The 23131-nt window shown below is 55.8% G+C and carries 23 protein-coding genes; 20 read left to right on the plus strand and 3 right to left on the minus strand.

Going from position 1 to position 23131, the window contains the following annotated elements:
- Positions 1–6 precede the first annotated feature (6 nt).
- From MHI24_RS19660 to ilvA, 3 genes are all read left to right on the plus strand, one after another.
- Complete coding sequence (locus MHI24_RS19660) at positions 7–462, plus strand: PadR family transcriptional regulator (protein ID WP_340021210.1); 456 nt, start codon at positions 7–9, stop codon at positions 460–462.
- A gap of 277 nt (positions 463–739) precedes the next feature.
- Positions 740–2824, plus strand: coding sequence for a methyl-accepting chemotaxis protein (locus MHI24_RS19665; protein ID WP_340021211.1), 2085 nt, complete (start codon positions 740–742; stop codon positions 2822–2824).
- A 121-nt stretch (positions 2825–2945) separates the two neighbouring features.
- Positions 2946–4208 carry a threonine ammonia-lyase IlvA gene (ilvA, locus tag MHI24_RS19670; RefSeq protein WP_340021212.1) on the plus strand — a complete coding sequence of 421 codons (1263 nt, stop codon included), beginning with the start codon at positions 2946–2948 and terminating at the stop codon, positions 4206–4208.
- Between the two features lie 68 nt (positions 4209–4276).
- Here ilvA and MHI24_RS19675 read toward each other — a convergent pair whose 3' ends face one another.
- Together MHI24_RS19675 and MHI24_RS19680 are read right to left on the minus strand one after the other, a co-directional pair.
- A complete protein-coding gene (locus tag MHI24_RS19675; protein WP_340021213.1) occupies positions 4277–5179 on the minus strand; it encodes a hypothetical protein in 903 nt (300 codons plus the stop codon).
- A gap of 42 nt (positions 5180–5221) precedes the next feature.
- On the minus strand, positions 5222–5884 hold the full coding sequence (locus MHI24_RS19680; protein WP_340021214.1) for a DUF1129 family protein: 663 nt from the start codon (positions 5882–5884) through the stop codon (positions 5222–5224).
- A gap of 173 nt (positions 5885–6057) precedes the next feature.
- Here MHI24_RS19680 and MHI24_RS19685 point away from each other — a divergent pair, with 173 nt between their 5' ends.
- The 13 genes from MHI24_RS19685 to corA all read left to right on the plus strand — a co-directional run bounded on the left by MHI24_RS19685 (position 6058) and on the right by corA (position 18118).
- On the plus strand, positions 6058–6255 hold the full coding sequence (locus tag MHI24_RS19685) for a hypothetical protein (RefSeq protein WP_340021215.1): 198 nt from the start codon (positions 6058–6060) through the stop codon (positions 6253–6255).
- A 194-nt stretch (positions 6256–6449) separates the two neighbouring features.
- Positions 6450–7280, plus strand: a complete 831-nt coding sequence (locus tag MHI24_RS19690) for an alpha/beta fold hydrolase (protein ID WP_340021217.1) — start codon at positions 6450–6452, stop codon at positions 7278–7280.
- Positions 7281–7361: 81 nt separating this feature from the next.
- A complete protein-coding gene (locus tag MHI24_RS19695) occupies positions 7362–8138 on the plus strand; it encodes a class III extradiol ring-cleavage dioxygenase (RefSeq protein WP_340021218.1) in 777 nt (258 codons plus the stop codon).
- 140 nt (positions 8139–8278) lie between these two features.
- A complete protein-coding gene (locus tag MHI24_RS19700; protein ID WP_340021219.1) occupies positions 8279–9391 on the plus strand; it encodes a DUF3048 domain-containing protein in 1113 nt (370 codons plus the stop codon).
- A 202-nt stretch (positions 9392–9593) separates the two neighbouring features.
- Positions 9594–10211 carry a DUF47 family protein gene (locus MHI24_RS19705; RefSeq protein ID WP_238653900.1) on the plus strand — a complete coding sequence of 206 codons (618 nt, stop codon included), beginning with the start codon at positions 9594–9596 and terminating at the stop codon, positions 10209–10211.
- 13 nt (positions 10212–10224) lie between these two features.
- The gene (locus MHI24_RS19710; protein ID WP_340021220.1) at positions 10225–11214 is read left to right on the plus strand and encodes an inorganic phosphate transporter; all 990 of its coding nucleotides are present in this window, start codon (positions 10225–10227) and stop codon (positions 11212–11214) included.
- A 303-nt stretch (positions 11215–11517) separates the two neighbouring features.
- Entirely contained in the window at positions 11518–12246 is a 729-nt protein-coding gene (locus tag MHI24_RS19715) for an amino acid ABC transporter ATP-binding protein (protein ID WP_340021221.1), read from the plus strand.
- A 44-nt stretch (positions 12247–12290) separates the two neighbouring features.
- Entirely contained in the window at positions 12291–13133 is an 843-nt protein-coding gene (locus MHI24_RS19720; RefSeq protein ID WP_340026738.1) for a glutamate ABC transporter substrate-binding protein, read from the plus strand.
- A 175-nt stretch (positions 13134–13308) separates the two neighbouring features.
- Positions 13309–13959, plus strand: a complete 651-nt coding sequence (locus MHI24_RS19725; protein WP_340021222.1) for an amino acid ABC transporter permease — start codon at positions 13309–13311, stop codon at positions 13957–13959.
- Between the two features lie 26 nt (positions 13960–13985).
- On the plus strand, positions 13986–14636 hold the full coding sequence (locus tag MHI24_RS19730; protein WP_340021223.1) for an amino acid ABC transporter permease: 651 nt from the start codon (positions 13986–13988) through the stop codon (positions 14634–14636).
- 87 nt (positions 14637–14723) lie between these two features.
- The gene (locus tag MHI24_RS19735) at positions 14724–16016 is read left to right on the plus strand and encodes an ATP-binding protein (RefSeq protein ID WP_340021224.1); all 1293 of its coding nucleotides are present in this window, start codon (positions 14724–14726) and stop codon (positions 16014–16016) included.
- Positions 16017–16019: 3 nt separating this feature from the next.
- A complete protein-coding gene (locus MHI24_RS19740; RefSeq protein WP_340021226.1) occupies positions 16020–16922 on the plus strand; it encodes a response regulator in 903 nt (300 codons plus the stop codon).
- A gap of 236 nt (positions 16923–17158) precedes the next feature.
- The gene (gene corA, locus MHI24_RS19745) at positions 17159–18118 is read left to right on the plus strand and encodes a magnesium/cobalt transporter CorA (protein WP_340021227.1); all 960 of its coding nucleotides are present in this window, start codon (positions 17159–17161) and stop codon (positions 18116–18118) included.
- Positions 18119–18170: 52 nt separating this feature from the next.
- Here corA and MHI24_RS19750 read toward each other — a convergent pair whose 3' ends face one another.
- Entirely contained in the window at positions 18171–18734 is a 564-nt protein-coding gene (locus tag MHI24_RS19750; RefSeq protein WP_340021228.1) for a tyrosine protein kinase, read from the minus strand.
- 372 nt (positions 18735–19106) lie between these two features.
- Between MHI24_RS19750 and MHI24_RS19755 the strand changes: the two genes are divergently transcribed.
- The 4 genes from MHI24_RS19755 (at position 19107) to rlmD (ending at position 23118) form a co-directional block, all read left to right on the plus strand.
- Entirely contained in the window at positions 19107–19397 is a 291-nt protein-coding gene (locus MHI24_RS19755; protein ID WP_019913624.1) for a YerC/YecD family TrpR-related protein, read from the plus strand.
- Between the two features lie 3 nt (positions 19398–19400).
- On the plus strand, positions 19401–20171 hold the full coding sequence (locus tag MHI24_RS19760) for a CbiX/SirB N-terminal domain-containing protein (protein WP_340021229.1): 771 nt from the start codon (positions 19401–19403) through the stop codon (positions 20169–20171).
- 211 nt (positions 20172–20382) lie between these two features.
- Entirely contained in the window at positions 20383–21276 is an 894-nt protein-coding gene (locus MHI24_RS19765) for a diacylglycerol kinase (protein WP_340021230.1), read from the plus strand.
- A gap of 333 nt (positions 21277–21609) precedes the next feature.
- Positions 21610–23118 carry a 23S rRNA (uracil(1939)-C(5))-methyltransferase RlmD gene (gene rlmD, locus MHI24_RS19770; RefSeq protein WP_340021231.1) on the plus strand — a complete coding sequence of 503 codons (1509 nt, stop codon included), beginning with the start codon at positions 21610–21612 and terminating at the stop codon, positions 23116–23118.
- Positions 23119–23131 lie beyond the last annotated feature (13 nt).

Raw genomic sequence — 23131 nt, forward strand, 5'->3', positions numbered from 1 at the left:
TACGAATTGCTGAGTGTCTTCAAGGAACGGGATTACAGGTATCTGGTTCATATGACGAAGGGCTCGCTGTATTACAACCTCCAGAAGCTGGCGGGCGAAGGCTTGGTGCGGCTGGTTGAGGTCGTTAGTGTCAACAACTATCCCGAGCAATACATCTACGAGATTACACCGCAGGGCGACGAGCATTTCAAAGCGCTGATGGCCAAATATTCGCTGCAGACGGACGATATTACGTTAGCTTTTTATATGACTACGCTGTTCGCCCATCAGTATGATCCCGGGGAATTCAAGGCGGCTGTAGCCATACAGATGGAGCAGACACGGCGTAAGATTGCCGAGATCGACCATGCGCTGGAGGCCAAGCAAGACCGGATCTACGATACGGCCAAGTCGATGATGAATAATGTCAGAGCGCATCATGAGCTGAACCTGAAGTGGTTTCAGGAGCTGCTGGAGCAGTAGGACTGCGCCTCTTCCCATACTCCCTTTTATTTGTGGAATACCGCAGATAGAGGGGAGTATTTTTTGTGCACATAACCTGACATGAACTAACTGAAATACGGCGAATCGAGGGATTCGACACGATAATTATGAGAAAATACCTGACATAGACACAGTTCTTTCACAGCTTGCGGCGAAACGGTAAAGGGATAAAGGGAATTTTTGCAGAAATAAGTCGAAAAGACAGAGAAGATTCGGGGCTGACCTGAGTCTTTATACATGGAAGGTGGGAGGACCTATGGCACAGGGGAAAAGCAAAAAGGTCAGGGAGAGGGGGCTTATTGCCTCACTCCGCAATATGGGGATTCGCGGCAAGCTGTTTCTGTCCGTGATAGTTGCGGTTGTTGTTATTTTTGTAATGGTATCTGTAGTGATCTATAACAATGCCAAGCAGATGATTACCGATGGGCTGAAGAACTCACTCACGTATGAGAAAAACGCGATCAGCGTGAAGGTGGGCGAGCTGCTGCAGCCTGCGGCGGACAGTGTGGAGCTGCTGAATGCCAACGCCTATATCCGGGACTTCATCACCCGGGCGGATGATGCGCAGACGGTGAAGACGGCCGGCGGATACAGTGAGCTGATCCGTACGCTGAAGCTGGTCAAGGACAGCAATAAGAATCTGCTGAACGTATACATAGGGCTGGACGCCGCGAACAAGGTGATCACCCAGGATGAATTCGAGCCGCCGGCCGATTATGTGCTGAAGGAGCGAAGCTGGTATGCCGTTACGGCAGCTAACAAGCGGCTTACGATAACAGATCCTTATATTGATGCCGGCTCGGGCAAAATGGTCGTCAGTGTCACCGCACCTATTCTGGATGATGACGGCAGGCTGCTCGGGGTGGCGGGGGCCGATATCTCCACCGAACAGATTACTGAGGCGCTGGGTGCATTCAACTACAAGGGCAGCGGATATGCCGTATTGATTGACAAGGCGGGCACCTTCATCTACCACCCTAATCCGGATAATATTCTGCTCAAAAAAACAGCTGATCTTGGCGGGGACTGGAAGGCAGTCGGCGATACGATGGTGCAGTGGGGCTCGAATGTCATCCAGACGAAGATTGACGGAGAGGACAGCTATGTATCGTATTCTCCTGCTGTGGCTAATCAGTGGTCTGTAGCGCTGATCGTGCCGCAGCAGCACGCCGAGCGGGAATTGAAGCGCTTCGAGCTGATCTTCATGCTCTCCATTCTCGCTTCTATAGCCGTGCTGTCTGTTCTGCTGTATGTCGTCTCGGGCAGCATTCTGAAGCAGATTCCGCTGCTGACCGCTGCCTTCCGGCAAGCGAAGAACGGCGACCTGTCGGTAAGAGCGGAGGTGACTGCCAAAGGGGAGATCGGCGTGCTGGCGGAAGGCTTCAACGATATGGTTGCCTCGCAGCAGGCGCTCATTCAGGAGATCATGCGCAACTCGCAGAGCATCTCCGGGGCGGTGGCGAATACAGAGCAGAATGTATCCGGGCTGGATGGCAGCATTACGGATATATCGGGCATTACGGAAGAGCTGTCGGCCGGGCTGCAGCAGACAGCGGCTTCGATGGAGGAGATGAATGCCGGCACAATAGAGTTCGGAGACGCCATTCACGGGATTGCCGTGAAGGCCCAGGAGGGTGCTGAAGCAGCAGGGGCCATCAACGTGCGGGCCGGCCAGCTGAAGGAGCGCGCGCTGGAGTCCCGCAGACAGGCGGAAGCGGTCTACGGACAGAGCGAAGCGAAGCTGCGCCAGGCGATCGAACAGTCGGGATCGATCTCGCAGATTACGGCGCTGTCGGATGCTATTCTGGAGATTGCCGCCCAGACCAGCCTGTTGTCGCTGAACGCTTCGATTGAAGCCGCCCGGGCGGGCGAGGCGGGCCGGGGCTTCGCTGTGGTGGCGGAAGAGATCCGCAGGCTGGCAGACCACTCACGCGAGACGGTGGCTGAGATCCAGGGAGTGACCGGGGCGGTGGTGCAGGCGGTGGCTAACCTGGCTGGGGCCGCAGAGCATATGCTGGGCTTCATGGACCGCCAGGTGCTGAAGGATTATGATGCGATGCAGGAGACCGGGGAGCGGTACAGCGAGGATGCGAGATATATCGATGAGCTGGTAACGGACTTCAGCGCTACCTCCGAGGAGCTGCTTGCTTCGATCCAGACGATGCTGACCGCGATCAGCGAGACGGGCACAGCCACGAATGAAGGGGCGGAAGGGGCGGCGCTTATCGCAGCGGAGGCAGAGCAGATCTTTGCCAAGTCCAGCCATATCGTGGGCGAGATGGAGGGGATCAAGCGGAGCTCGGCGCAGCTGCTGGAGGCGGTGTCGAGGTTCAAGGTCTAGCCTGATTCCGTGAACAGTGGATGGTGTATTGCGTGGAGAGGACAAGGGTTGAAAAAATGTCTCTGGAAGGGTATGTTACAAGAAGCAAATGATACGAAAGAGACAGTGAGGCGAGGAAAAGATGAGAGAAGGCGAAAACCGGATCGTAGGAATGGAAGATATTGTTCGCGCACATCATATGCTGCGGGAGGTTATCGTCCGTACGCCGCTGCAGCTGGATGCGGTGTTATCCGCCAAATACGGCTGCAATGTATATTTGAAGCGTGAGGATCTGCAGATTGTACGCTCCTTCAAGATTCGCGGGGCTTACAATATGATCCGCAGCCTGTCCGCTGAGGAGCGGTCCAAGGGCATTGTCTGTGCCAGTGCAGGGAATCATGCCCAGGGGGTAGCCTATTCCTGCAAGGCGCTCGGCATTAAGGGCAAGGTGTTCATGCCCAGCACAACACCTAACCAGAAGATTAAGCAGGTCCGGCGCTTCGGCGGCGAATTCGTTGAGGTGATTCTGAAGGGAGACACCTTCGATGATGCCTACGATGAAGCGCTGCAGGCCTGTATTGACCATAGCATGACGCTGATTCACCCGTTCGATGAGCCGCGGATTATTGCGGGCAACGGTACGATTGCCATGGAGGTTATGGAGAGCCTGGACAAGCCGGCGGACTTCGTCTTCGTCACAATCGGCGGCGGGGGACTGGCTGCCGGGGTGGCCACCTATATCAAGACGGTTAACCCGGCGACCAAGGTGATCGGCGTAGAGCCTACCGGAGCCGCATCAATGAGCGAGGCGATGGAGCGCGGCGAGGTGGTCACGCTGAAGGAGATCAACAAGTTCGTGGACGGCGCAGCGGTGAAGCGGGTCGGCGGGCTGACCTACGATATCTGCTCGCACCTGCTGGATGATGTGGTGAAGGTGCCGGAGGGCAAGGCCTGCTCAACGATTCTTGCGCTGTACAATGAGAATGCGATTGTCGTTGAGCCGGCGGGCTCGCTCCCGATTGCGGCGCTGGATATGTACAAGGATCAGATTCGCGGCAAAAGCGTGGTCTGCATCGTCAGCGGCGGCAACAACGACATCGACCGGATGCAGGAGATCAAGGAGCGTTCCCTGATCTACGAGGGTCTGAAGCATTACTTCATGATTAACTTCCCGCAGCGCGCGGGCGCCTTGAGGGAGTTCCTGACCGAGGTGGTCGGGCCGGATGATGATATTACCCGGTTCGAGTACACGAAGAAGAACGAGAAGGAGAACGGCCCGGCGCTGGTCGGCATTGAGCTGATGTCTACGGAGGCCTATGCCCCGCTGATTGAGCGGCTGCAGCAGAAGGGCGTTGACTACGTGGAGATCAACAAGGATGTCAACCTGTTCAATATGCTGATCTGATAGTCAGATTATTAAGAAGACCCGTCCGGGTAAGCGGACGGGTCTTCTTATGTGGATTAGGCGGTTCGTCAGAGCTGGGGCACCTCAGTCTTCAGGTACTCTTCAGCCGCGTCGTCCAGCAGATAGCCATTGCTCTTCATCAGCTTCATGAAGCCGTCGAGCTTCTTCAGGAACGGGCTGTCGCCAGTCTCCTTGGAGAGAAGGGCGGTATAAGCCTTCTGTGCCTCCAGGTCCATCTCCAGATTGTCGTAATGGAAGAGCGGCGTGTTGTTCTGGCCGTAGAAGGTATTCCCGGTATAGCGGGCATACAGGTCCTTGACGGCCTGTACCCGGTTGGATTTGGGATAGCTCTGGATGAACCGCTCCTGGGCCAGCGCGCGGGCCGCCACCTCTCCCCAGGCAATCACAAGGCCGTTGTCCTTGGAGGCCGGCTGATCGGATTCGGTTGCCATTATTGAAATATAACTGCGGATATCCTCCGTGACATAGCTGGCATACTTGCGGTAAGCCGCATAATCAATCACCGGGAAAAAGCTTCCCTCCGCCGTCTCCAGCTTGTACCCGCTTGCGGCGGCGCTCTCCAGCAAGGCGCGCAGGGCCGGGTTCTCCGTGCTCTCAGCCAGCTTCTCCATGCTGACGCCCCCGCGGTAGACAGAGATTAACTTCCGCTGCACATCGCTGCTGCTGAACTTCTTCTCCCAGGAGGGGAGCAGGGCCTTATGCAGATTCTCCAGCTTCAGCGTCAGCACGGTCGCCTGATACGGAGTTACCGCATAGAGCTTGGTCCGCATGAAATTCAGAGTTGCGGGCAGATTCCCGCTGGAGAGCAGCGGCAGCGCGGCCTTATACACCGCCTCCGCATGGCTGGCGGCGGTTGTCCCCTCCTTGGCAGCCGGAGCTGCCAGGGCAGGACCTGCCTGAAGGGCCATTAGCAAGGCCAGCGCTGCGGTTAGAACGACATGCTTCTTCATTCAAGTCTCCTCCTGTGTGGAACGGATATGGAATAACAGTCTCTAGGATCGGAAGGATTGTAATTTCAGCCCCAGTCCGCCTGCCAGGGCAAGGGCCAGGCTGACCCACGGGGAGATATGGATGACCGGAAACAGATTGTCGAGGAACATACCGGCGAAGATGGCGGCCACCGCCACCGCGATATAGATGCCCAAGCCCCGGATATCGAAGCTCCTCTGCTTCGGGCGGTCCTCCTCGGCTAAGGAGGCCATCCATTTCATAATAAGTTCAATCAGCACAACTGAACCAAAGGCCACAATAATAATAGTGAAAATGCTGAGCTGGCCGAAGATCTCGGCAGGCCCGCCGCTCCACTGCATCAGGAGTCCGCCCGCCCCCATCGCGCCGAACATAATCGTCAGCGCCGCCATAGAGATCATCAGGGAGCTGGCCAGCCTGCTGCGCGGAGTGCGCGGGGGGCTGCTGTCCATTACCTCCCGGAAATAGTCGGCGGGGTGCTCGCCGAAGATCTGCCGGGCTGTCTTGCCCTTGGCTTGTCCCTTCAAGAGCAGCTCCGCCGCCTCCAGCAGCAGCTTCTCTGCACGTACAGCCTCTACTGAACTGGCGCGCATCGCCAGAATCATATCCTCGTAATAGGAGCGGTTTGCAGGCGTCATCTGCTCCCGCAGCCGGTTATTCTGCTTAATCATAGCTTTGACTTTCATAGTGTGGACCTATACCTCCAGCATAGAGTGATCAGGACTGTCTTTAACCTAGAGTATACGTTTGTGCACCAGCGGTGTGCAAGGACAACGCGTGAATAATCCTTTTGGAAGAGTAAACACTGAAGAGGTGGTCACCTAAGCAACTATCACTCAGAGGAAAGGCAGGGAGTGTTATGGAAGAAGAGAAAGAGCAGGTTCAGAGTACCGCTGAGGACGGTGTGATCCCGGCCGCAACGAATGGAGTAGGCGATTGGGGGAACTCCGACGGCTACAGCCTATGGGAGGCTGCCGGACAAAAGCCGGAGAACGGGCTGGAGGGCTGGGAAGGCCGGCAGGAGACACATGATATGTTTCACGACAGCTATGACTGAGTGAAGCGGGACAGACTAGGAACAGGCCTCTTGCGCTCCTGCGGGTATGCAAGGGGCCTATTCTCTTGTCTACGCTTTGTGTGCGCTTATTGACAAGAAATAAAAGCAGAGACTATAATAAAAAGCAATTAAACATACTAAATTAATCGGAATTATATTATTTAAAATATAAGCCTTCAGGGGAGGACACGGCCATGGAACGGAATATCATCATCCGGCATAAGGGAGAGGAACTGACAGCGAGCATACATTATCCGGCTGCGGACAGGGCGGGAACCGGACGCTGCAAGAACCGCGTGCCGCTGGCGGTGATCTGCCACGGCTTCGTAGGCAGCCGGATCGGTGTGGACCGCATCTTCGTCAAGACAGCCCGCGAGCTGGCGCAGGACGGTTATATGGTCATCCGCTTCGATTATGCAGGCTGCGGGGAGAGCAGCGGCAATTACGGCAGCGAGGATATGGAGTCGATGATCCAGCAGACCCGTGCGGTGCTGGACTATGGCATCAGCTCAGCCGATATCGACCCGCAGCGTGTGACGCTGATCGGGCATAGTCTGGGCGGAGCGGTGGCGCTCTTAACCGGCGTCCGCGACCGTCGGGTGAAGAACCTTGTGCTGTGGTCAGCCGTCGGCTATCCCTTCAACGATATCGTTAAGATTGTTGGACGGGACACCTTCGACCGGTCGGTGAAGAGCGGCTCGGCAGATTATGCCGGGTATACCTTTACTCCCGTGTACTTCAACTCCCTGGCGTCCTTCCAGCCGTTCCAGGAGGCCGGGAAGTTCAGCGGCGATGTGCTGGTCATTCACGGAACCTCCGATGATGTCATCCCGGTGGATTATGCGTTCCTCTACCAGAAGCTGTTCTGGACCCGGCCGGAGGGCCGCTGCGACAAGGAGATTATTTTCCAGGCGGATCATACCTTCTCCTCGGGTCCGGCCCAGGAGCAGGTGCTGAAGCGCACGCGGGAGTGGATGAATCAGCAGGAGCATCTGCAGGAGGAATGGCAGAACTGGATGATATAGCCTTCGTACCGTACTCGCAATAGCCGGGAATTAGCTGTAAAATAAAGGGGCAGACCATACTGGGAAGGAGGCTCTCACCCTATGAAATTACCGGCATTTTTTATTGCGCACGGCTCTCCGATGCTGGCTCTTGAGGATAACGACTACACACGGTTCCTCCAGCGGCTCGGCTCTGATCTGGGGAAGCCCCGCGGCATTGTAATCTTCTCGGCCCATTGGGACAGTCCCGAACAGCTGATTACGGTGGACGCACAGCATGAAACGCAGCATGATTTCTATGGTTTCCCGGAGGAGATGTATGAGCTGGCTTACCCTGCGCCAGGCGATCCTGAGCTGAGCAGCCGGATCTCCGGACTGTTCAGGGACGGCAATCTGGCCCATCAGCCGGTGCTCGGCCGCGGCCTGGACCATGGGGTCTGGGTAATCCTGAACAAGATGTTCCCGCAGGCGGATATTCCTGTCGTGGCGTTATCGGTGGATTCGCTCCGCTCGCCTGAAGAGCAATATAACATCGGCCGGCTGCTGGCCCCGCTGCGCGGGGAAGGCATCCTCCTGATCGGCAGCGGAGGACTGGTGCACAATCTCAGGCTGCTGAAGCAGGATGATCAGCCGGAGCAATGGGCGCAGGATTTCGACCGCTGGATTGCGGAGAAGCTTCAGGCCTGGGATCTTCCCTCCCTGTTTGCCTATGAGAAGAAGGCTCCGTATGTCAGGGAGGCCGTGCCTGCTTACGGCAAGGAGCATTTCATCCCGCTCTTCTATGTGATGGGCGCGGCCGATGAGGGCAGGCGGGCACAGCTGATGATACAGGCCTATCAATACGGGACTTTAAGCCTGAACTGCTGGATGGTTGATTAATACACAGATGAATGCGGGATACAGCCGGTGAGGGCTGTATCCTTTTTTGTGGACAATTGCAGGTGCGCCGCAGACAAACTCTGCCTGCTGTGCTTAAATGAAAGATAGCAAGTCTGACCATACTATTGAGGAGGAACAACGTGCCCATATCGATGAACCGGTCTGTATCCCGTCCTGTATATGCTCTTGTCCTTGCGGCTGTGCTGCTCACGGCCTGCGGTAATCAGCAGGCTGTCACCAGGTTTGCACCTACAGCAGCGCCTATAGTTACAACAGTACCTGAGCCCACGGAAACGGCACAGCCGACCCCGACGGTGACGCCTGCACCCCAGGCGGTATCCGGTCTGACCGGCCTTCCCGCTGAAGAGGGCAGCCTGCCCCGGCCGCTTGCCGTCATGATCAATAATGCCCCGGCTGCCCGGCCGCAGTCCGGGATCAGCGAAGCGGATATCTTGTTTGAGGTGCTGGCGGAGGGCGGCATTACCCGGCTGATCGGGATCTTTCAGAGCCATACCGGCGTGGTGAAGATCGGCCCGATCCGCAGCATCCGCCCGTACCTGCTCGATATCGGCGAGAGCTACGGAGGCATTACTGTACATGCCGGAGGCAGTCCGGCCGCTTACGCCATTCTCCAGCGTCAGAAGAAGGATGACATGGACGAGATCGGCCGGGCCGGCGCTTATTTCTGGCGCGACCAGGAGCGCAAGGCCCCGCATAATCTGTACAGCAACGCGGACAAGCTGCGGGAGGGCGCAGCGAAGCTGGGCTTCGCGGAGAGCGTGGAGGTTCCGGCACTGCAGTTCCAGGGTCCAGGGGATGTCCCGCCGGTTGGCGAGGCTGCACTGGACTTCAAGGTGAGCTTCCTGCTGAAGAGCTATACCGTGGGCTATCAATATAATGCCGAGACACGCTTGTACGAACGCCAGGTCAACGGCAAGCCGCATCTGGATCTGAACAACGGAAATGCGGTAGCGGCGGCGAACGTCATCGTGATGGGGGCGGACCATAAGGTGCTGGATGATGTCGGCCGGCTGCAGGTGGACACCGAATTGGGCGGCAAGGCGCTGCTGTTCCAGAGCGGGGTTGCCGTATCGGGCAAATGGTCACGCAGTCCGGGAGACATCATCCGGTTCGTGAAGGAAGACGGCAAGGAGGCGAAGATGGTTCCCGGAATTACCCATATTCTGATTGTGCCGAACAGCCCGCCTTTCAGCAGCCACATAAATATTGAGCCGGTACCTTCGTCCACCTGACCCCGTTAATCCATTCATCATTCAGATGATTATTTTCGCAATTCAGGGGAATTGTTAGTATAGTGCGAAAAAGTTCGGTTTTTGTCTTCTATCCCTTCGGTCGATATGATAAGATAACAAGGGTTGTCATTCATTTTCATGCGGTTTACATGGGATGACTGCATTTTTTCACGGCAATTTTATGTAAAGGGGTCTTAGGCTAATGAAGTTGAGAAAAAAGGATATATTCTTTGAGACGCTGGAAAATATGGCTGACACCATTGTTCAGGCGGCCGACTACTTCGCTCAGAATATCTCGACTCTTCAGGGCAATGTGGAGAACTTCGCCGGGGAGATGAAGAAATACGAATCCCAATGCGATACCTACACGCACACCGTTATCAAGGAATTGAACAAGACGTTTATCACGCCGCTGGAGCGCGATGACATCATGGATCTGATCACCAGCATGGACGATGTCATTGACGGTCTGGAGGCTTCAGCCTCGCGCTTCTATATGTATAACCTGCTGGATGCTGATGAGTATATCATTCAATTCGCTGAGATTCTCCGCCAGAGCGCGTATGAGATCCAGAAGGCGGTTCACCTGCTCTCCCAGAAGAAGCTGCTGGCCATCCGCGAATACACCATTCGCCTGAATGACCTGGAGAACCAGGGGGATGAAGTGCTGCGTATCTGTACCAAAGCCCTGTTCGAGACTGTGAAAGACCCGATTGAACTGATCAAGCGCAAGGAATTGTACGAGCGGTTGGAGACGACCACGGATAAATGTGAAGACGTAGCCAACATGCTGGAATCGATCATCATGCGCAATTCATAAGGGGCTCTGGGATATGGATACATCGATATATGTACTCGCTTTAGTTATCTTTCTTGCGCTGGCGTTCGACTTCATTAACGGGTTCCATGACACGGCCAACGCAATTGCCACCTCCGTCTCGACACGGGCGCTGAAGCCGCGCACAGCCATCATGCTGGCGGCGTCCATGAACTTTATCGGCGCGTTAATGTTCACCGGTGTTGCGAAGAAGATCGGGGGAAGCATTACCGACCCGACCCTGCTGAATAACGGGATAGACATTGTATCAGCGACGCTGATCGCGGCGATTATCTGGAATCTGGTTACCTGGTGGCTGGGCATTCCCTCATCCTCCTCTCATGCGCTGATCGGTGCTCTGGCCGGTGCGGTCTATGTAGGAGCAGGAACAGAGCATATTAAATGGGGCGGCTTCATTGAGATTGTCGAGGGGCTGGTGTTCTCCCCGCTAATCGCCTTTGTGGTCGGTTATATCGTGATGACGATCCTCAAGTGGATCTTCGCGAAGCGCAGTCCGCATACGGTCAATAAGGGATTCCGTTCGATGCAGATCGTTACGGCGGCCCTGCAGTCGTTCACCCATGGTACGAATGACGCCCAGAAGGCGATGGGGATTATCACCTTTGCCCTCGTGACCTCGGGACGGCTGGATACGATGGAGGTTCCGCTCTGGGTCAAGATCGCAGCAGCTACATCGATGGCGCTCGGAACGTCAATCGGCGGCTGGAAGATCATTAAGACGATGGGCACGAAGATTTTCAAAATTGAGCCGATCAACGGCTTCGCGGCGGATATTTCGGCGGCCTCGGTTATTTTCTCGGCCACGCTGCTGCATCTGCCAGTAAGTACCACCCATGCGATCACCTCCTCCATCCTGGGGGTAGGCTCAGCCAAACGCTTCTCTGCCGTGAAATGGGGAGTGGCCGGACGGATCGTTATTACCTGGTTCATTACCATTCCAATCAGCGCCTTGCTGGCGGGAATTATCTTCAAGCTATTCTTCTAGAGCGTAAATTGAATAGATTGCCTGGACAAGATGTCAGAAGCCGTGATGGGCTGAGGACATCTTTTTTTGTGTATTTTGGCATTAATCAAGAGAGGAATGTCACAAAAAGTCACAAGGGATCGATAAAAGATGTTAATAGGTGCTAAAAGAAAATGAAATACATCACATAATTAAAAGAAAATAACATTATAGAATTTAATTTTACATAGTATTGTGTAGGATTCGGTAGTCTCTACAGTAAGGTTTGATTTAAGTGTTACTATTGCTGACAAACAGACCGGGGAACCAAAGGAGGCCTAGCCGTTGATCGACTTTCATCAGGTAGACAAACATTATGGACAATTCCATGTACTGAAGGGCATTGATCTGCATGTTGAAGAGGGGGAGGTAGTTGTTGTAGTCGGTCCATCCGGCTCGGGCAAAAGCACCATGCTGCGCTGCATCAACCGTCTGGAGACTATCACCAGCGGCGGATTAACCGTGGATGGTATAACTGTAAATGACCGCAAGACGGATATCAATACCCTGCGCAAGGAGATCGGGATGGTCTTCCAGCACTTCAATCTGTATCCGCACAAAAAGGTAATCGACAATATCACGCTTGCGCCCATCAAGGTGCTGGGGCTGAGCAAGGCAGAGGCCGAGAAGACGGCGATGTATTATCTGGAGAAGGTCGGGATTGCCGACAAGGCCGCCTCGTATCCGTCACAGCTCTCCGGCGGACAGCAGCAGCGCGTGGCCATTGCCCGGGGACTGGCGATGAAGCCGAAGATTATGCTGTTCGATGAGCCGACCTCGGCGCTGGACCCGGAGATGGTCGGGGAAGTGCTGGATGTCATGCGCGCTTTGGCCCGCGAGGGAATGACGATGGTCGTCGTGACCCATGAGATGGGCTTCGCCCGCGAGGTGGCCGACCGGGTAATCTTCATGGATCAGGGGCAGATCGTGGAAGAAGCGGAGCCGGAGAGCTTCTTCGCCAGCCCGAAGGAGGAGCGGACGCGGACTTTTCTCAGCCGGGTGTTAAGCCACTAATCAATATAAATATACAGGAGTAAGGGGAGGAAAACGAAATGAAGATGTCGAGAAGCTTCAAAATGGCAGGGGCGCTGCTGATTGCGGCCATGCTGGTGATTGCGGGCTGCGGGAACAACAAGGAGAGCAATACGGCAGGGGGCAACACGTCAGGAGGAGCGGCAACGGATTCCAAGGCGATCGCCAAGATTAAGGAGCGCGGCAAGCTGCTTGTAGGCGTGAAATACGATACCCGGCTGTTCGGCCTGAAGGACCCGGCAACGGGCAACGTGGAGGGCTTCGACATCGATATTTCCAAGGCCATTGCCAAAAAGATTCTGGGAGACGAGAACGCCATTGAGCTGAAGGAGGTTACCTCCAAGACACGTATTCCGATGCTGAATAACGGCGAGATCGACATGGTGGTGGCGACCATGACCATTACGGAGGAGCGCAAGAAGGAAGTCGACTTCTCTGATGTCTATTTCCAGGCCGGCCAGTCGCTGCTGGTGAAGAAGGGCAGCCCGATTACAGGTCTTGAGAGCGTAACGAAGGATACGAAGATCCTTGGCTCCAAGGGGGCAACCTCGATCAAGAATATTAAGGAGAAGGTGCCGGGTGTAACGGTGCTGGAATTCGATAACTATCAGGACGCCTTCAGCGCACTCAAGGCCGGCCAGGGGGACGCGCTGACTACGGATGATGCTATCCTGTACGGAATGGCTTCACAGGACCCGGGCTTTGAGGTGGTCGGGAAGCCGTTCACCGATGAGCCTTACGGCATCGCGGTCCAGAAAGGCAACACTGATGTAGTCCAGGCGATTAATGATACACTGGCTGAACTGAAGGCGAACGGGGAGTACGATGCGATCTATACGAAATGGATCGGCAAGGCTCCGGCCAAATAAGCCAACTATTCTTAGCATAAGCTTCCTTCATAATCTGCCTTGAATTTCTTGTAGAAACGGTACCGCCTTTTCTAAGGACGGCAAAGCCGTTTCTACTTGTTTGTACGAAGAATAATAAGGTTAATCCGCAGGACAAGAAGTCAATTGATTCTCTAAACTAAGGCAGGTGAACATCATGGATTTCTCAATCTTAACGAATTATTTCGGGCTGTATATGGAGGGCTTCTACGGGACGCTGCTGTCCAGTGTGCTGGCCCTGATCGGCAGCTTCCTGATCGGTGCAGTGATTGCCGTCTTCCGCATCACTGCTGTGAGGGGGCTGCGCTGGTTCGGCGCAGTATATGTAGAGTTCATCCGCAATATTCCGCTGCTGCTGGTCGTGTACATTTTCTATTACGGCCCCTCGGCGCTGGGCTTCACGCTGGACGGCTTCAAGGCCGGGACGATCGGGCTCGCCGTCTACACCTCAGCCTTCATCGCTGAAGCGATCCGGGCCGGAATCCTGGCGGTTCCGAAGGGACAGATGGAGGCTTCGCGTTCCTCCGGACTCAGCTACATCCAGACCATGCTGCATATCATTATGCCCCAGGCGATCAAGCTGGTTATTCCGCCGCTGGGCAACCAGTTCATTAACCTGATTAAGAACTCCTCCGTGCTGACGCTGGTGGCCGGGCTTGATCTGATGTATTTTGCAGACGGGATCTCCACGGAGACTTACCGTACCTTCGACACTTACATCTTCGTAGCGCTGTTCTATCTGGTGCTGACCCTTCCGCTCAGCTATGGCGTGCGGGTATGGGAGCGCAGACTTCAGCGCAAATATTAGACATCTGAACTTGAAGGAGGGATCATATGGATTTCATAGGTGCGTACTCTGCCCATAATCTGAGGTTTCTGCTGGACGGGTTGTATATTACGCTGATCGTTGCTTTTGTCTCCATTATCCTGAGCTTTGTCATCGGCTGCATTATCGGGGTCATCCGCTACTCGGAGGTGCCGGTGCTGTCGCCGGTCATGTTATACCTCGTTGAACTGATCCGCAATCTGCCGCTGCTGCTGATTATCTTCTTCATCCGCTTCGCCCTGCCGGAGGTAGGGATCAAGCTGAGTCTGATTACGGCGGCGATTGCAGCACTAACCATCTTCGAGGCGGCGATGATTGCCGAGATTGTCCGCGGCGGGCTAACCTCCATCGACAAAGGACAAATCGAAGCGGCGCGGTCCTCAGGGTTAAGCAATACCCAGACCTTATGGCATATCGTGCTGCCGCAGGGGCTGCGGCGGATGGTGCCGCCGCTGGTCAGCCAGTTCATCTCCCTGCTGAAGGATACCTCGTTAGCCGTTGTCATCTCGCTGCCGGAGCTGATGCATAATGCCAATATCGTCATCGGGCACAGCTACAGCTATGCCATTCCTACACTGGCTCTGGTTGCCTTGATCTATTTCGTGGTCAATTACCTGCTGTCGCTGCTGTCCAGACGGCTGGAGCACCGGACGGTATAATCTGTCCCGGATGGAAGGTATGGCATATTCAAGCAGGTGCGGCTGTGATACTATAGTTGTCAACATCTCTAGGCGGGAGCAGTGGCGATGGGACAATCTATTCTGAGAATGAAGGCTGTGCAGATTCTGCTGGTCGCTGCCGTCACGGCGGTGGCCGGAGAATTCAAAATCAATCCGTTCGACGGCGACATTTTCCGGATTGCCATGGGCAGCAGCGCTTTTCTGCTGTGTCTGCTGTTAATGCGGCAGCTGCCGTATATTATCACCGGGATAGTTACGGGAGTAGTGGTGCTGTTATTCCGGATGGTGATGGAGGCGGCGCTTGGCAGCGGGCTGACGCTGGAGGGAAGCCTCAGCAGCCACTTCTCGGCGATGATCTATTATGTGGTCTTCGGCCTGCTGATGAGTGCCATCAAGAGTCGGATTGATACGTTCCACCCGCTGGTGCTGGGCGCGATTGCCGCCCTGATTGATCTGCTGTCGAATGAAATGGAGCTGCTGGTCCGGCTAATTGTGCTGGATTCGGCAACGTTCCGTCTGAACGAGTGGACGTATCTGATGGCGATAGCGGTCTTGCGCACGTATTTCACCACCGGGGTCTACAGCAGTATCTCGGTCAGCCAGCTGCGGATCAGGGAGCGTGAGCAGCAGGAGCGTATTGAGCAGATGCTTGGCTTCGGCTCCGGCCTGTACGGCGAGGTGTTCTATCTGAAGAAGTCCATCGGGACGCTGGAGCAGGTGACGCTGAACAGCTTCGGGCTGTACCGCGATTTGAAGGACGGGGAAGATACCCGGTCTTATAGTCCTCAGGTGCTGGGGATTACCCAGCAGCTGCATGAAGTGAAGAAGGACTCGCAGCGGATACTGGCCGGGCTGGTGAAGCTGGTGGAACGCGGCGAGGTGACCGTGGATATGCCCTTGCCGGAGATCGTGCGGTTCACGGTCAAGAGCAATGCCAAATATGCGGAAATGCTGGGCAAGCGGATTGAATTCGATACCCATATCACCGCTGGTTATACTACCGGCAGCTATATTCCGTTGCTGACGCTGCTGAATAACCTCACCGCTAATGCGGTGGAGGTCATTCAGGAAGCAGGGACCATCCGGCTGGATGCTTATGAGCAGGGCGGGATGACGGTTTTCACTGTGACAGACAGCGGGGCAGGCATTCAGAGGCGTGACCTGGAGCTGCTGTTCGAGCCGGGCTTCACCACCAAATTCGATGATGAGGGCATCGCCGCCACAGGGATCGGACTGTCTCATGTAAGGGATATTGTCCAGCTGTTCGGGGGAAGCATTACCGTTCAGCCGGAATCGCATACCGGAGGGGCGATGTTTCAGATTACGGTGCCCAGTGCCAAGCTGCGGAAGGAGGAATAGAGAATGCCGCTATCTTTCTGTATTGTGGATGATGATGCATCGGCCAGAAGAATGCTCCAGCATATTATTGAGGACAGCGGGCTGGGGGAAGTCACAGGGACGGCAGAGAGCGGGCAGGAGGGGGTTGCCCTGATCCTGAGTGAAGCGCCGGATATTGTGCTGATGGATCTGCTGATGCCGGACCAGGATGGCATCGAGACCATTCTCTCGCTCCAGGCGCAGGGCTGCCGCTCCAGGTTCGTGATGATCTCGCAGATTGAGAACGGCGATCTGGTCAGCCGCGCCTACCGCAGCGGAATTGAATTCTTCATCCGCAAGCCGATCAACAAGATTGAAGTCGAATCTGTGCTGTACAAGGTGAATGAGCGGTATGCGATGGGCCGCTATCTGGATGAAATCAAGCTGACGCTCGGCAAGCTGGAGGGGCTGCAGCTCGGTCTGCCGCAGATGCCGTCCGGCAAGCGAACGGTCAAGGAGATCGTCCAGCCGATTCTGATGAATATGGGCATGATCTCGGAGAACGGCAGCCGCGATATTATTACCCTGATGGAGCTGGCGGTTGCCGAAGGGAACAGCGGAGGCCTGCCGCCGCTGAAGGAGCTGTATGAGCGGGCGGCTGCCCTGTACAGACCGGTGCCGGCGGATGCGGCCAGAGAGGTCAAGGCGATTGAACAGCGCCTGCGCCGGGCCCTGGCGGCAGGGCTGGCTAATCTGGCTTCGATCGGACTGACGGATTACGGGAATCCGAAGTTCGAGCATTATGCACCGCTGTACTTCGATTTTGAAGAGGTACGGCTGAAGATGAAGGAGATTGAACAGGGCCGGGACTCCGGCAAGGTGAAAGTGAACATCAAGAAATTCCTGCAGGTGCTTCACCTGGAGGTGCTGGAAGGATTGGGCCGCTGATGTGCGGCTGCAATAATTTAGATGAAGAAGCTTAAGAGACCTCCGGAACCGCTGGCCAGCGGACTGGCGGTTATTTTTTTGGGAGATGTTTTGGGGTCCCCGCAAAGTACCTGGCTCATCACCTACGCTAAAGCTGCACTTTGTGGGGTTATTTTGGAAGGACATGCGGTACAATGGTAGCAAGCAATAGCTTAGTAAGGTTGCGGATAGCAGGATAGGGCGGGAGGACTTATATTATGATACGGACACTTGCGGTAACCCATACGGGAGAGGTGCTGACGGACCTGCCGCTTCAGAGCATCGAACTGGAACACTATGCCTGGATCTGGGCAGATTTCGCTGTGCCTACGGAGGAAGAGACGCTGGCGCTGGATACCTATTTCCATTTCCATCCGCTGGCGATAGAGGACTGTATGCATGTGCTGCAGCGGCCGAAGCTGGATTATTACGAGAACGTTCAGTTCTTCGTGCTGCATTCGCTGAATGAAGAGACGCTGGAGGCGGAAGAAATTGACCTGTTCCTCAGCGCCAAATTCCTCGTCTCCTATCATCATCAGGCCAAGCCGGAGATGGATGAAGCGTGGGAGATGGTCCAGGCTGAGATCCATAGCCGCTCGGGCTGGTCCGGCGGGCCGATGGCTGCTGCTTACACAGTCATGGATAAGCTGGTCGATCAATATTTCCCGTCACTGTATACTCTGGAGGATGAGCTGGCAGATCTGGAGAGCCGGGGCGGCAACGAATCGGTGGAAGAGCTGATGAGCCAGGTGTTCAATGTGCGCGGAAGGCTGCTGAAGCTGCGGCGGACGATTGTGCCGATGAGGGACCTGATGTACCGGATTGTCAATTCCCAGCATGTGCAGAGCAATGGCGAGGAACGGGTCTACTTCGGCGATATCTACGATCATCTGCTGAAGCTGACTGATATGATTGAGGCGGACCGGGAGATGACCGCCGATCTGCGGGACAGCTATATCTCGCTGAACTCCAACCGGATGAACTCCATTATGAAGACACTCACTGTAATCACCACTGTATTCATGCCCTTGACGCTGATTGCCGGAATCTACGGGATGAACTTCAGAGTGATGCCAGAGCTGGAATGGGGCTTTGGTTATTATGCGGTGCTGCTGATTATGCTGGTGCTGGGGGTCGGGATGTTTGCCTGGTTCCGGCGGAGCGGCTGGTTTAAGTAAGCGGCCTCCGGCGGCAAGCCCTTCTTGCAAAAGCCTGTAAAAACGCCGCCGTCTAGGAACGGCGGCGTTTCACAGAGGACGGTCCCCCGGATTTGCGGTTTTTGGAGGTGTTTTTGCGGCGCTTCGCAGCGGGGCGTCTTTTTTTGCGCCGTTTGGGGGTGTAAAGTGCAGCATCCTCTTCTGCGGCGAGCGCTCCGGCCCCGCTTCCTTTACCTTTGCCGAATCCGCCCATGACCAGCTTCACCATCGGAGCCATCTGCTGGAAGCCCTGCACCACCTTCTGCACCTTGCCCATGGAGTTGACGATTCCATCGATCCCGCCCAGACGGTCCACAATGCCCTTGATCTGCTCCATGTTGGCCAGATTTCCGAGGTTGCCCAGCCCGCCCAGCAGTCCGCCGGCCTTCGGAGCAGCAGCCTCGGCAGCGGGAAGGGCGACCGCCGTCTCGGTGACTTCAGCCCCATACGCAGGCAGGATCTCAGGTTCCCCGGGAAGCGGGGCAGGTGTATAGGCAGAAAGGCCCGGATAAGGCGACTGCGGATAAGGCGGCTGCGGGTAAGGCTCCGCCAGGGAACGTCTTTGCTTGCGGGAATGATTATAGTAATGCTCAGGCATAATATCACATTCCTTCGTTAGTGTTTGCTATACTGTATGTCATGGGCGAACATACGGTATAGACGAATGCCCGGGTAACCGGGATAGCAGCGGAAAAGGGCGGATGCCCAGAGGATTCGTCCCGGAAGTGAAGAAAACGTGTCCAGGCTTGATTTCGTGCGGTTTTGTAGTACTATGATTAAGGCGGTGAACCTCGGAAGTCCGGGGAGAAGTAAGATTAACCTCATTAATTGTGTACACCTGGGGTGGACGTTTGTCCATCGTTTTCGTTCTTTACAGCGTGAAATCGTTAATGCTTGAAAAATGTGCTTCAGTACAATATAGTAGAGGCAAGATAGTCGCTCACAGTTCATGTTTAGGGGATGATAGACGATGCAGCTAAAGAAGCTGAACGATAAAAGTATCGATCAATTATTTGAGGCTATTTTAACATTGAAAAATATGGAAGAATGCTATGTGTTCTTTGATGACCTGTGCACCGTGAACGAGATTCAATCGCTCTCGCAGCGCCTTGAGGTGGCCCGGATGCTGGGCAAGGGGTCTACATATAACCAGATTGAAGCAGAGACGGGCGCCAGCACGGCGACGATCTCCCGCGTGAAGCGCTGCCTGAACTACGGCAATGACGGTTACAAGCTCACGCTGGAACGTCTGGGGCGCTAATCTATGGTTCCGGGTGTGCTGGTCATCAGTCACGGCTCCCGCGATCAGAACTGGGTGTCAATTGTTGATGAGGCGGTGAGCGGGTTATCGCTTAAGGAGGAACTTCCGGTTGCGGTGTCATTCCTTGAGCTGGTTGAAGGACGATTGATTCAAGATGGTATAGATGAGCTTGAACATGCAGGGGTCACAGATATTATTGTGATCCCCTTGTTTGTGTCTTCCGGCAGCACGCATATCGATGAGATAGCGTATGCGCTGGGGGCGAAGCCGGTTCCTGAGCGGGAGACCGATCTGGAGCCGTTCCGGGTGGCTGCGCGGATTCACTTCGGGTATCCCGTCGACGATGACCCCGATATTGCGCAGATGCTCTGGGAGAAGACCCGGGGACTGTCGCAGCAGCCCGGGCGGGAGGTCCTGCTGCTGGTCGGACACGGCAGCAGGCATGAGGGCTTCCGGCAGCGCTGGGAGCGGGGGATCTCCTCGCTCGCGGCGCGGGTGAGGGAGGTAAGCGGGCTGGCCGCTGCCGATTACGGGCTGCTGAACCCGGATAGTGTGAGAAGCAGAGTGGAGTACTGGCAGGAGCAGGGCTATGAGGTGCTGGTGGCTCCGCTCTTTTTGAGTGAGGGGTATTTCACCAAGGTGATTATTCCGCAGCGGCTGCAAGGGCTGAAGTATGCGTACTCCGGCGAGACGCTGCTGCCGCATCCGCTGCTGCCGCGCTGGATCGGAAGGCAGGTGGAAGCGGCGCTGGAGCCTCTGCGGAGCCGGGAGTGAGCGGAATTAGGTTGCGCTGAAGGAGTCTCCAGTGTTCATTTCCGGCCGTCACCGCATACCTATACTATACGGCCCTGCCCTGCCTCTGCACTTTGGACTGGCGCGGAGCGTATAAATATAGTGTTCTAAGGCGCCCGACATTGCTTGTGGGGTCCTGAATTGGGTATAATCAGTAAAGTTATCCATTATATAAACAGGTGGCGTTCCAGTAATGAAAACTGCGAGATTGATTTATAATCCCACTTCTGGACGGGAAGAAATGAAGAGACGACTCGCCGATATTCTGGACCGGCTGGATGTGGGCGGGATTGAAGCCTCCTGCCATGCAACAACGGGAGAGGGCGATGCCACGGCCGCTGCAGCTGAGGCTGTTCAGCGCGGCACTTATGATCTGATCATAGCTGCCGGGGGCGACGGTACGCTCAATGAAGTGATCAACGGGATGGCGGAGAAGCCGAATCTTCCCCCGCTGGGCATTCTGCCGCTGGGGACTACGAATGATTTTGCCCGGGCGATGGGCATTCCGAAGAATTGGGAGGATTCCTGCGATCTGATTCTGCGCCAGGAATCACGCCTGATTGATCTTGGCAAGGCCAATGACCGTTATTTCATTAATATAGCCGGCGGCGGACAGCTGACGGAGCTGACCTATGAGGTGCCCAGCAAGCTGAAGACGATGATGGGCCAGCTCGCCTATTATCTGAAGGGGATCGAGAAGATGGCCAGCCTCGCTCCGCAGGAGCTGTACATCCGCGCTAACGGGCAAGAGATGATCCACGATGAGTTCATGCTCTTCCTGATCGCCAATACGAATTCGGTAGGCGGCTTCGAGAAGCTGGCCCCGGGCGCGCGCATTGACGACGGCCTGTTCGATGTCATCGCGGTCAAGAAGTGCAACCTGGCCGAGTTCATCCGGCTGGTGCGGCTGACGATCCGCGGGGAGCACCTGAATGACAAGAAGGTAATCCACTTCCGCACCGATGCTATGGAGGTTACCTCCCCCGGCCACGTTCTGCTGAACCTGGACGGCGAGTACGGCGGCACCTTGCCCGGCAACTTCAGCGTGCTGCCGCAGCATCTGCGGATTTTTGCGCAGAATAATTAATGTGATTGTCCGCTGCCGGCGGCTGGTTGATTGCGATCCAGCCAGCGCTCAACCTCAAGCGCACCAGGCTTGCTTAGTTTGCGGACTCAGCGGCGCTTATTCGGCCAAAAAGCTGTTTTTAGACAGCTAAGCGGACTCCAGTGATCTTATGTGCCGATTTGGAGCCGGAAGGTGATTGCCTGAGTTGAAATAAGCGCGCTACGGTCCGCTTGGACGCCGGATTCACAGCTTTTGGAGTAAATAGCGGCTTTACAGTCCGGACAGTTTCATATGATGATTTTAATGATTAACGTGATAAATAGTGAAGAACATGAAAGAAGTGAACCTATAGCTATGAGTAAACACCGCAGCAGGCGCAGTGGAAGCCGCCGGGAACAAGCACCGGCCGCTGTCGCCGGACTGCCTGTGAATAAGAATGACGAGGTCCTGCTCGATATTATTGGCATGACCCATGAAGGTGAAGGGGTAGGCCGCGTTGAGGGCTTTACCCTTTTTGTGCAGGGCGCGCTCCCCGGAGAGAAGGTCCGGGCCCGGGTGCTGAAGACCAAGAAGCAATACGGCTATGCCAAGCTGATCGAGCTGGTACAGGCCAGCAGCGACCGCATCGCACCCCCTTGCCCGATCTATGATCAGTGCGGCGGCTGCCAGCTGCAGCATATGGACTATGGCGCGCAGCTCGCCTGGAAACGGCAGCTGGTAGTGGACAACCTCCAGCGGATCGGGAAGCTGAAGGTGGAAGGGGCGCCAAACGGGGGAGCGGCGGGTGCAGATGCGGCGGGAGCTTCAGGGACTGATGGCGATGGCATCCGTGTGCTGCCAACTCTCGGGATGGACGAGCCATGGCGCTACCGCAACAAGGCCCAGGTGCCGATCGGGGTTACCGAGGGAGGTCTGGTTGGCGGATTCTATGCCCGGGGCAGTCACCGGATTATTGACATGGAGACCTGCCTGATCCAGCATGAGGACAACGACAAGGTCGTTGCCACCGTCAAAAGCCTCGGCCGCGAGCTGGGCATCACCGCCTATGACGAAGAGACCGGCCGTGGACTGCTGCGTCACGTAGTAGTGAAGAAGGCATTCCGCACCGGCCAGATGATGCTGGTCCTGGTCACGAACGGCCGCGATATCCCGCATCTGGAAGCATGGCTCGGCAGCATCCGCGAGCAGCTCCCGGCCGTGGCAAGCATTTGCCAGAATATCAACACCCAGCGGACCAATGTCATCTTCGGCAACGATACCCGCGTCCTCTGGGGCAGCGAGGTCATCTATGACTACATCGGAGAGGTGCAGTTCGCCATCTCCGCGCGTTCGTTCTACCAGGTGAACCCGGCCCAGACCGAGGTCCTGTATGGCAGAACGCTGAAGTATGCCGCACTTACCGGCAAGGAGACCGTGATTGATGCTTACTGCGGCATCGGTACCATCTCCCTGTTCCTGGCGCAGCATGCGGATCAGGTCTATGGGGTTGAAATCGTCCCTGAAGCCATCGAGGACGCCCGCGCCAACGCGAAGCTGAACGGCATGAACAACGTGAAGTTTGAGGCCGGTGCCTCCGAGGATGTCATTCCCGCCTGGAAGGAGCAGGGCATCACCCCCGACGTCATCGTCGTCGATCCCCCGCGCAAGGGCTGCGACCCGCGCCTGCTGGAGACCATCCTGCTGATGCAGCCGGAGCGTGTCGTGTACGTGTCATGCAACCCATCGACACTGGCCCGCGACCTGCGGGTGCTGGAGGATGGGGGATACCGCACGGTGGAGGTTACACCGGTGGATATGTTCCCGCATACGGTGCATGTGGAGAGTGTGGCGTTGATACAACGAGAGCCTTTTTTTCATATTTAGACGTTCAGCAATG

The organism is Paenibacillus sp. FSL K6-1096, assembly GCF_037977055.1.
Lineage (GTDB): Bacteria > Bacillota > Bacilli > Paenibacillales > Paenibacillaceae > Paenibacillus_AQ.

Excerpts from the sequence above, each read along its gene's own strand:
- MHI24_RS19665 (WP_340021211.1), top strand. The coding sequence starts at position 740 with ATGGCACAGGGGAAAAGCAAAAAGGTCAGGGAGAGGGGGCTTATTGCC.
- ilvA (WP_340021212.1), top strand. The coding sequence starts at position 2,946 with ATGAGAGAAGGCGAAAACCGGATCGTAGGAATGGAAGATATTGTTCGC.
- MHI24_RS19675 (WP_340021213.1), bottom strand. The coding sequence starts at position 5,179 with ATGAAGAAGCATGTCGTTCTAACCGCAGCGCTGGCCTTGCTAATGGCC.
- MHI24_RS19680 (WP_340021214.1), bottom strand. The coding sequence starts at position 5,884 with ATGAAAGTCAAAGCTATGATTAAGCAGAATAACCGGCTGCGGGAGCAG.
- MHI24_RS19685 (WP_340021215.1), top strand. The coding sequence starts at position 6,058 with ATGGAAGAAGAGAAAGAGCAGGTTCAGAGTACCGCTGAGGACGGTGTG.
- MHI24_RS19690 (WP_340021217.1), top strand. The coding sequence starts at position 6,450 with ATGGAACGGAATATCATCATCCGGCATAAGGGAGAGGAACTGACAGCG.
- MHI24_RS19695 (WP_340021218.1), top strand. The coding sequence starts at position 7,362 with ATGAAATTACCGGCATTTTTTATTGCGCACGGCTCTCCGATGCTGGCT.
- MHI24_RS19705 (WP_238653900.1), top strand. The coding sequence starts at position 9,594 with ATGAAGTTGAGAAAAAAGGATATATTCTTTGAGACGCTGGAAAATATG.
- MHI24_RS19710 (WP_340021220.1), top strand. The coding sequence starts at position 10,225 with ATGGATACATCGATATATGTACTCGCTTTAGTTATCTTTCTTGCGCTG.
- MHI24_RS19720 (WP_340026738.1), top strand. The coding sequence starts at position 12,291 with ATGTCGAGAAGCTTCAAAATGGCAGGGGCGCTGCTGATTGCGGCCATG.
- MHI24_RS19725 (WP_340021222.1), top strand. The coding sequence starts at position 13,309 with ATGGATTTCTCAATCTTAACGAATTATTTCGGGCTGTATATGGAGGGC.
- MHI24_RS19730 (WP_340021223.1), top strand. The coding sequence starts at position 13,986 with ATGGATTTCATAGGTGCGTACTCTGCCCATAATCTGAGGTTTCTGCTG.
- MHI24_RS19735 (WP_340021224.1), top strand. The coding sequence starts at position 14,724 with ATGGGACAATCTATTCTGAGAATGAAGGCTGTGCAGATTCTGCTGGTC.
- MHI24_RS19740 (WP_340021226.1), top strand. The coding sequence starts at position 16,020 with ATGCCGCTATCTTTCTGTATTGTGGATGATGATGCATCGGCCAGAAGA.
- corA (WP_340021227.1), top strand. The coding sequence starts at position 17,159 with ATGATACGGACACTTGCGGTAACCCATACGGGAGAGGTGCTGACGGAC.
- MHI24_RS19750 (WP_340021228.1), bottom strand. The coding sequence starts at position 18,734 with ATGCCTGAGCATTACTATAATCATTCCCGCAAGCAAAGACGTTCCCTG.
- MHI24_RS19755 (WP_019913624.1), top strand. The coding sequence starts at position 19,107 with ATGCAGCTAAAGAAGCTGAACGATAAAAGTATCGATCAATTATTTGAG.
- MHI24_RS19760 (WP_340021229.1), top strand. The coding sequence starts at position 19,401 with ATGGTTCCGGGTGTGCTGGTCATCAGTCACGGCTCCCGCGATCAGAAC.
- MHI24_RS19765 (WP_340021230.1), top strand. The coding sequence starts at position 20,383 with ATGAAAACTGCGAGATTGATTTATAATCCCACTTCTGGACGGGAAGAA.
- rlmD (WP_340021231.1), top strand. The coding sequence starts at position 21,610 with ATGAGTAAACACCGCAGCAGGCGCAGTGGAAGCCGCCGGGAACAAGCA.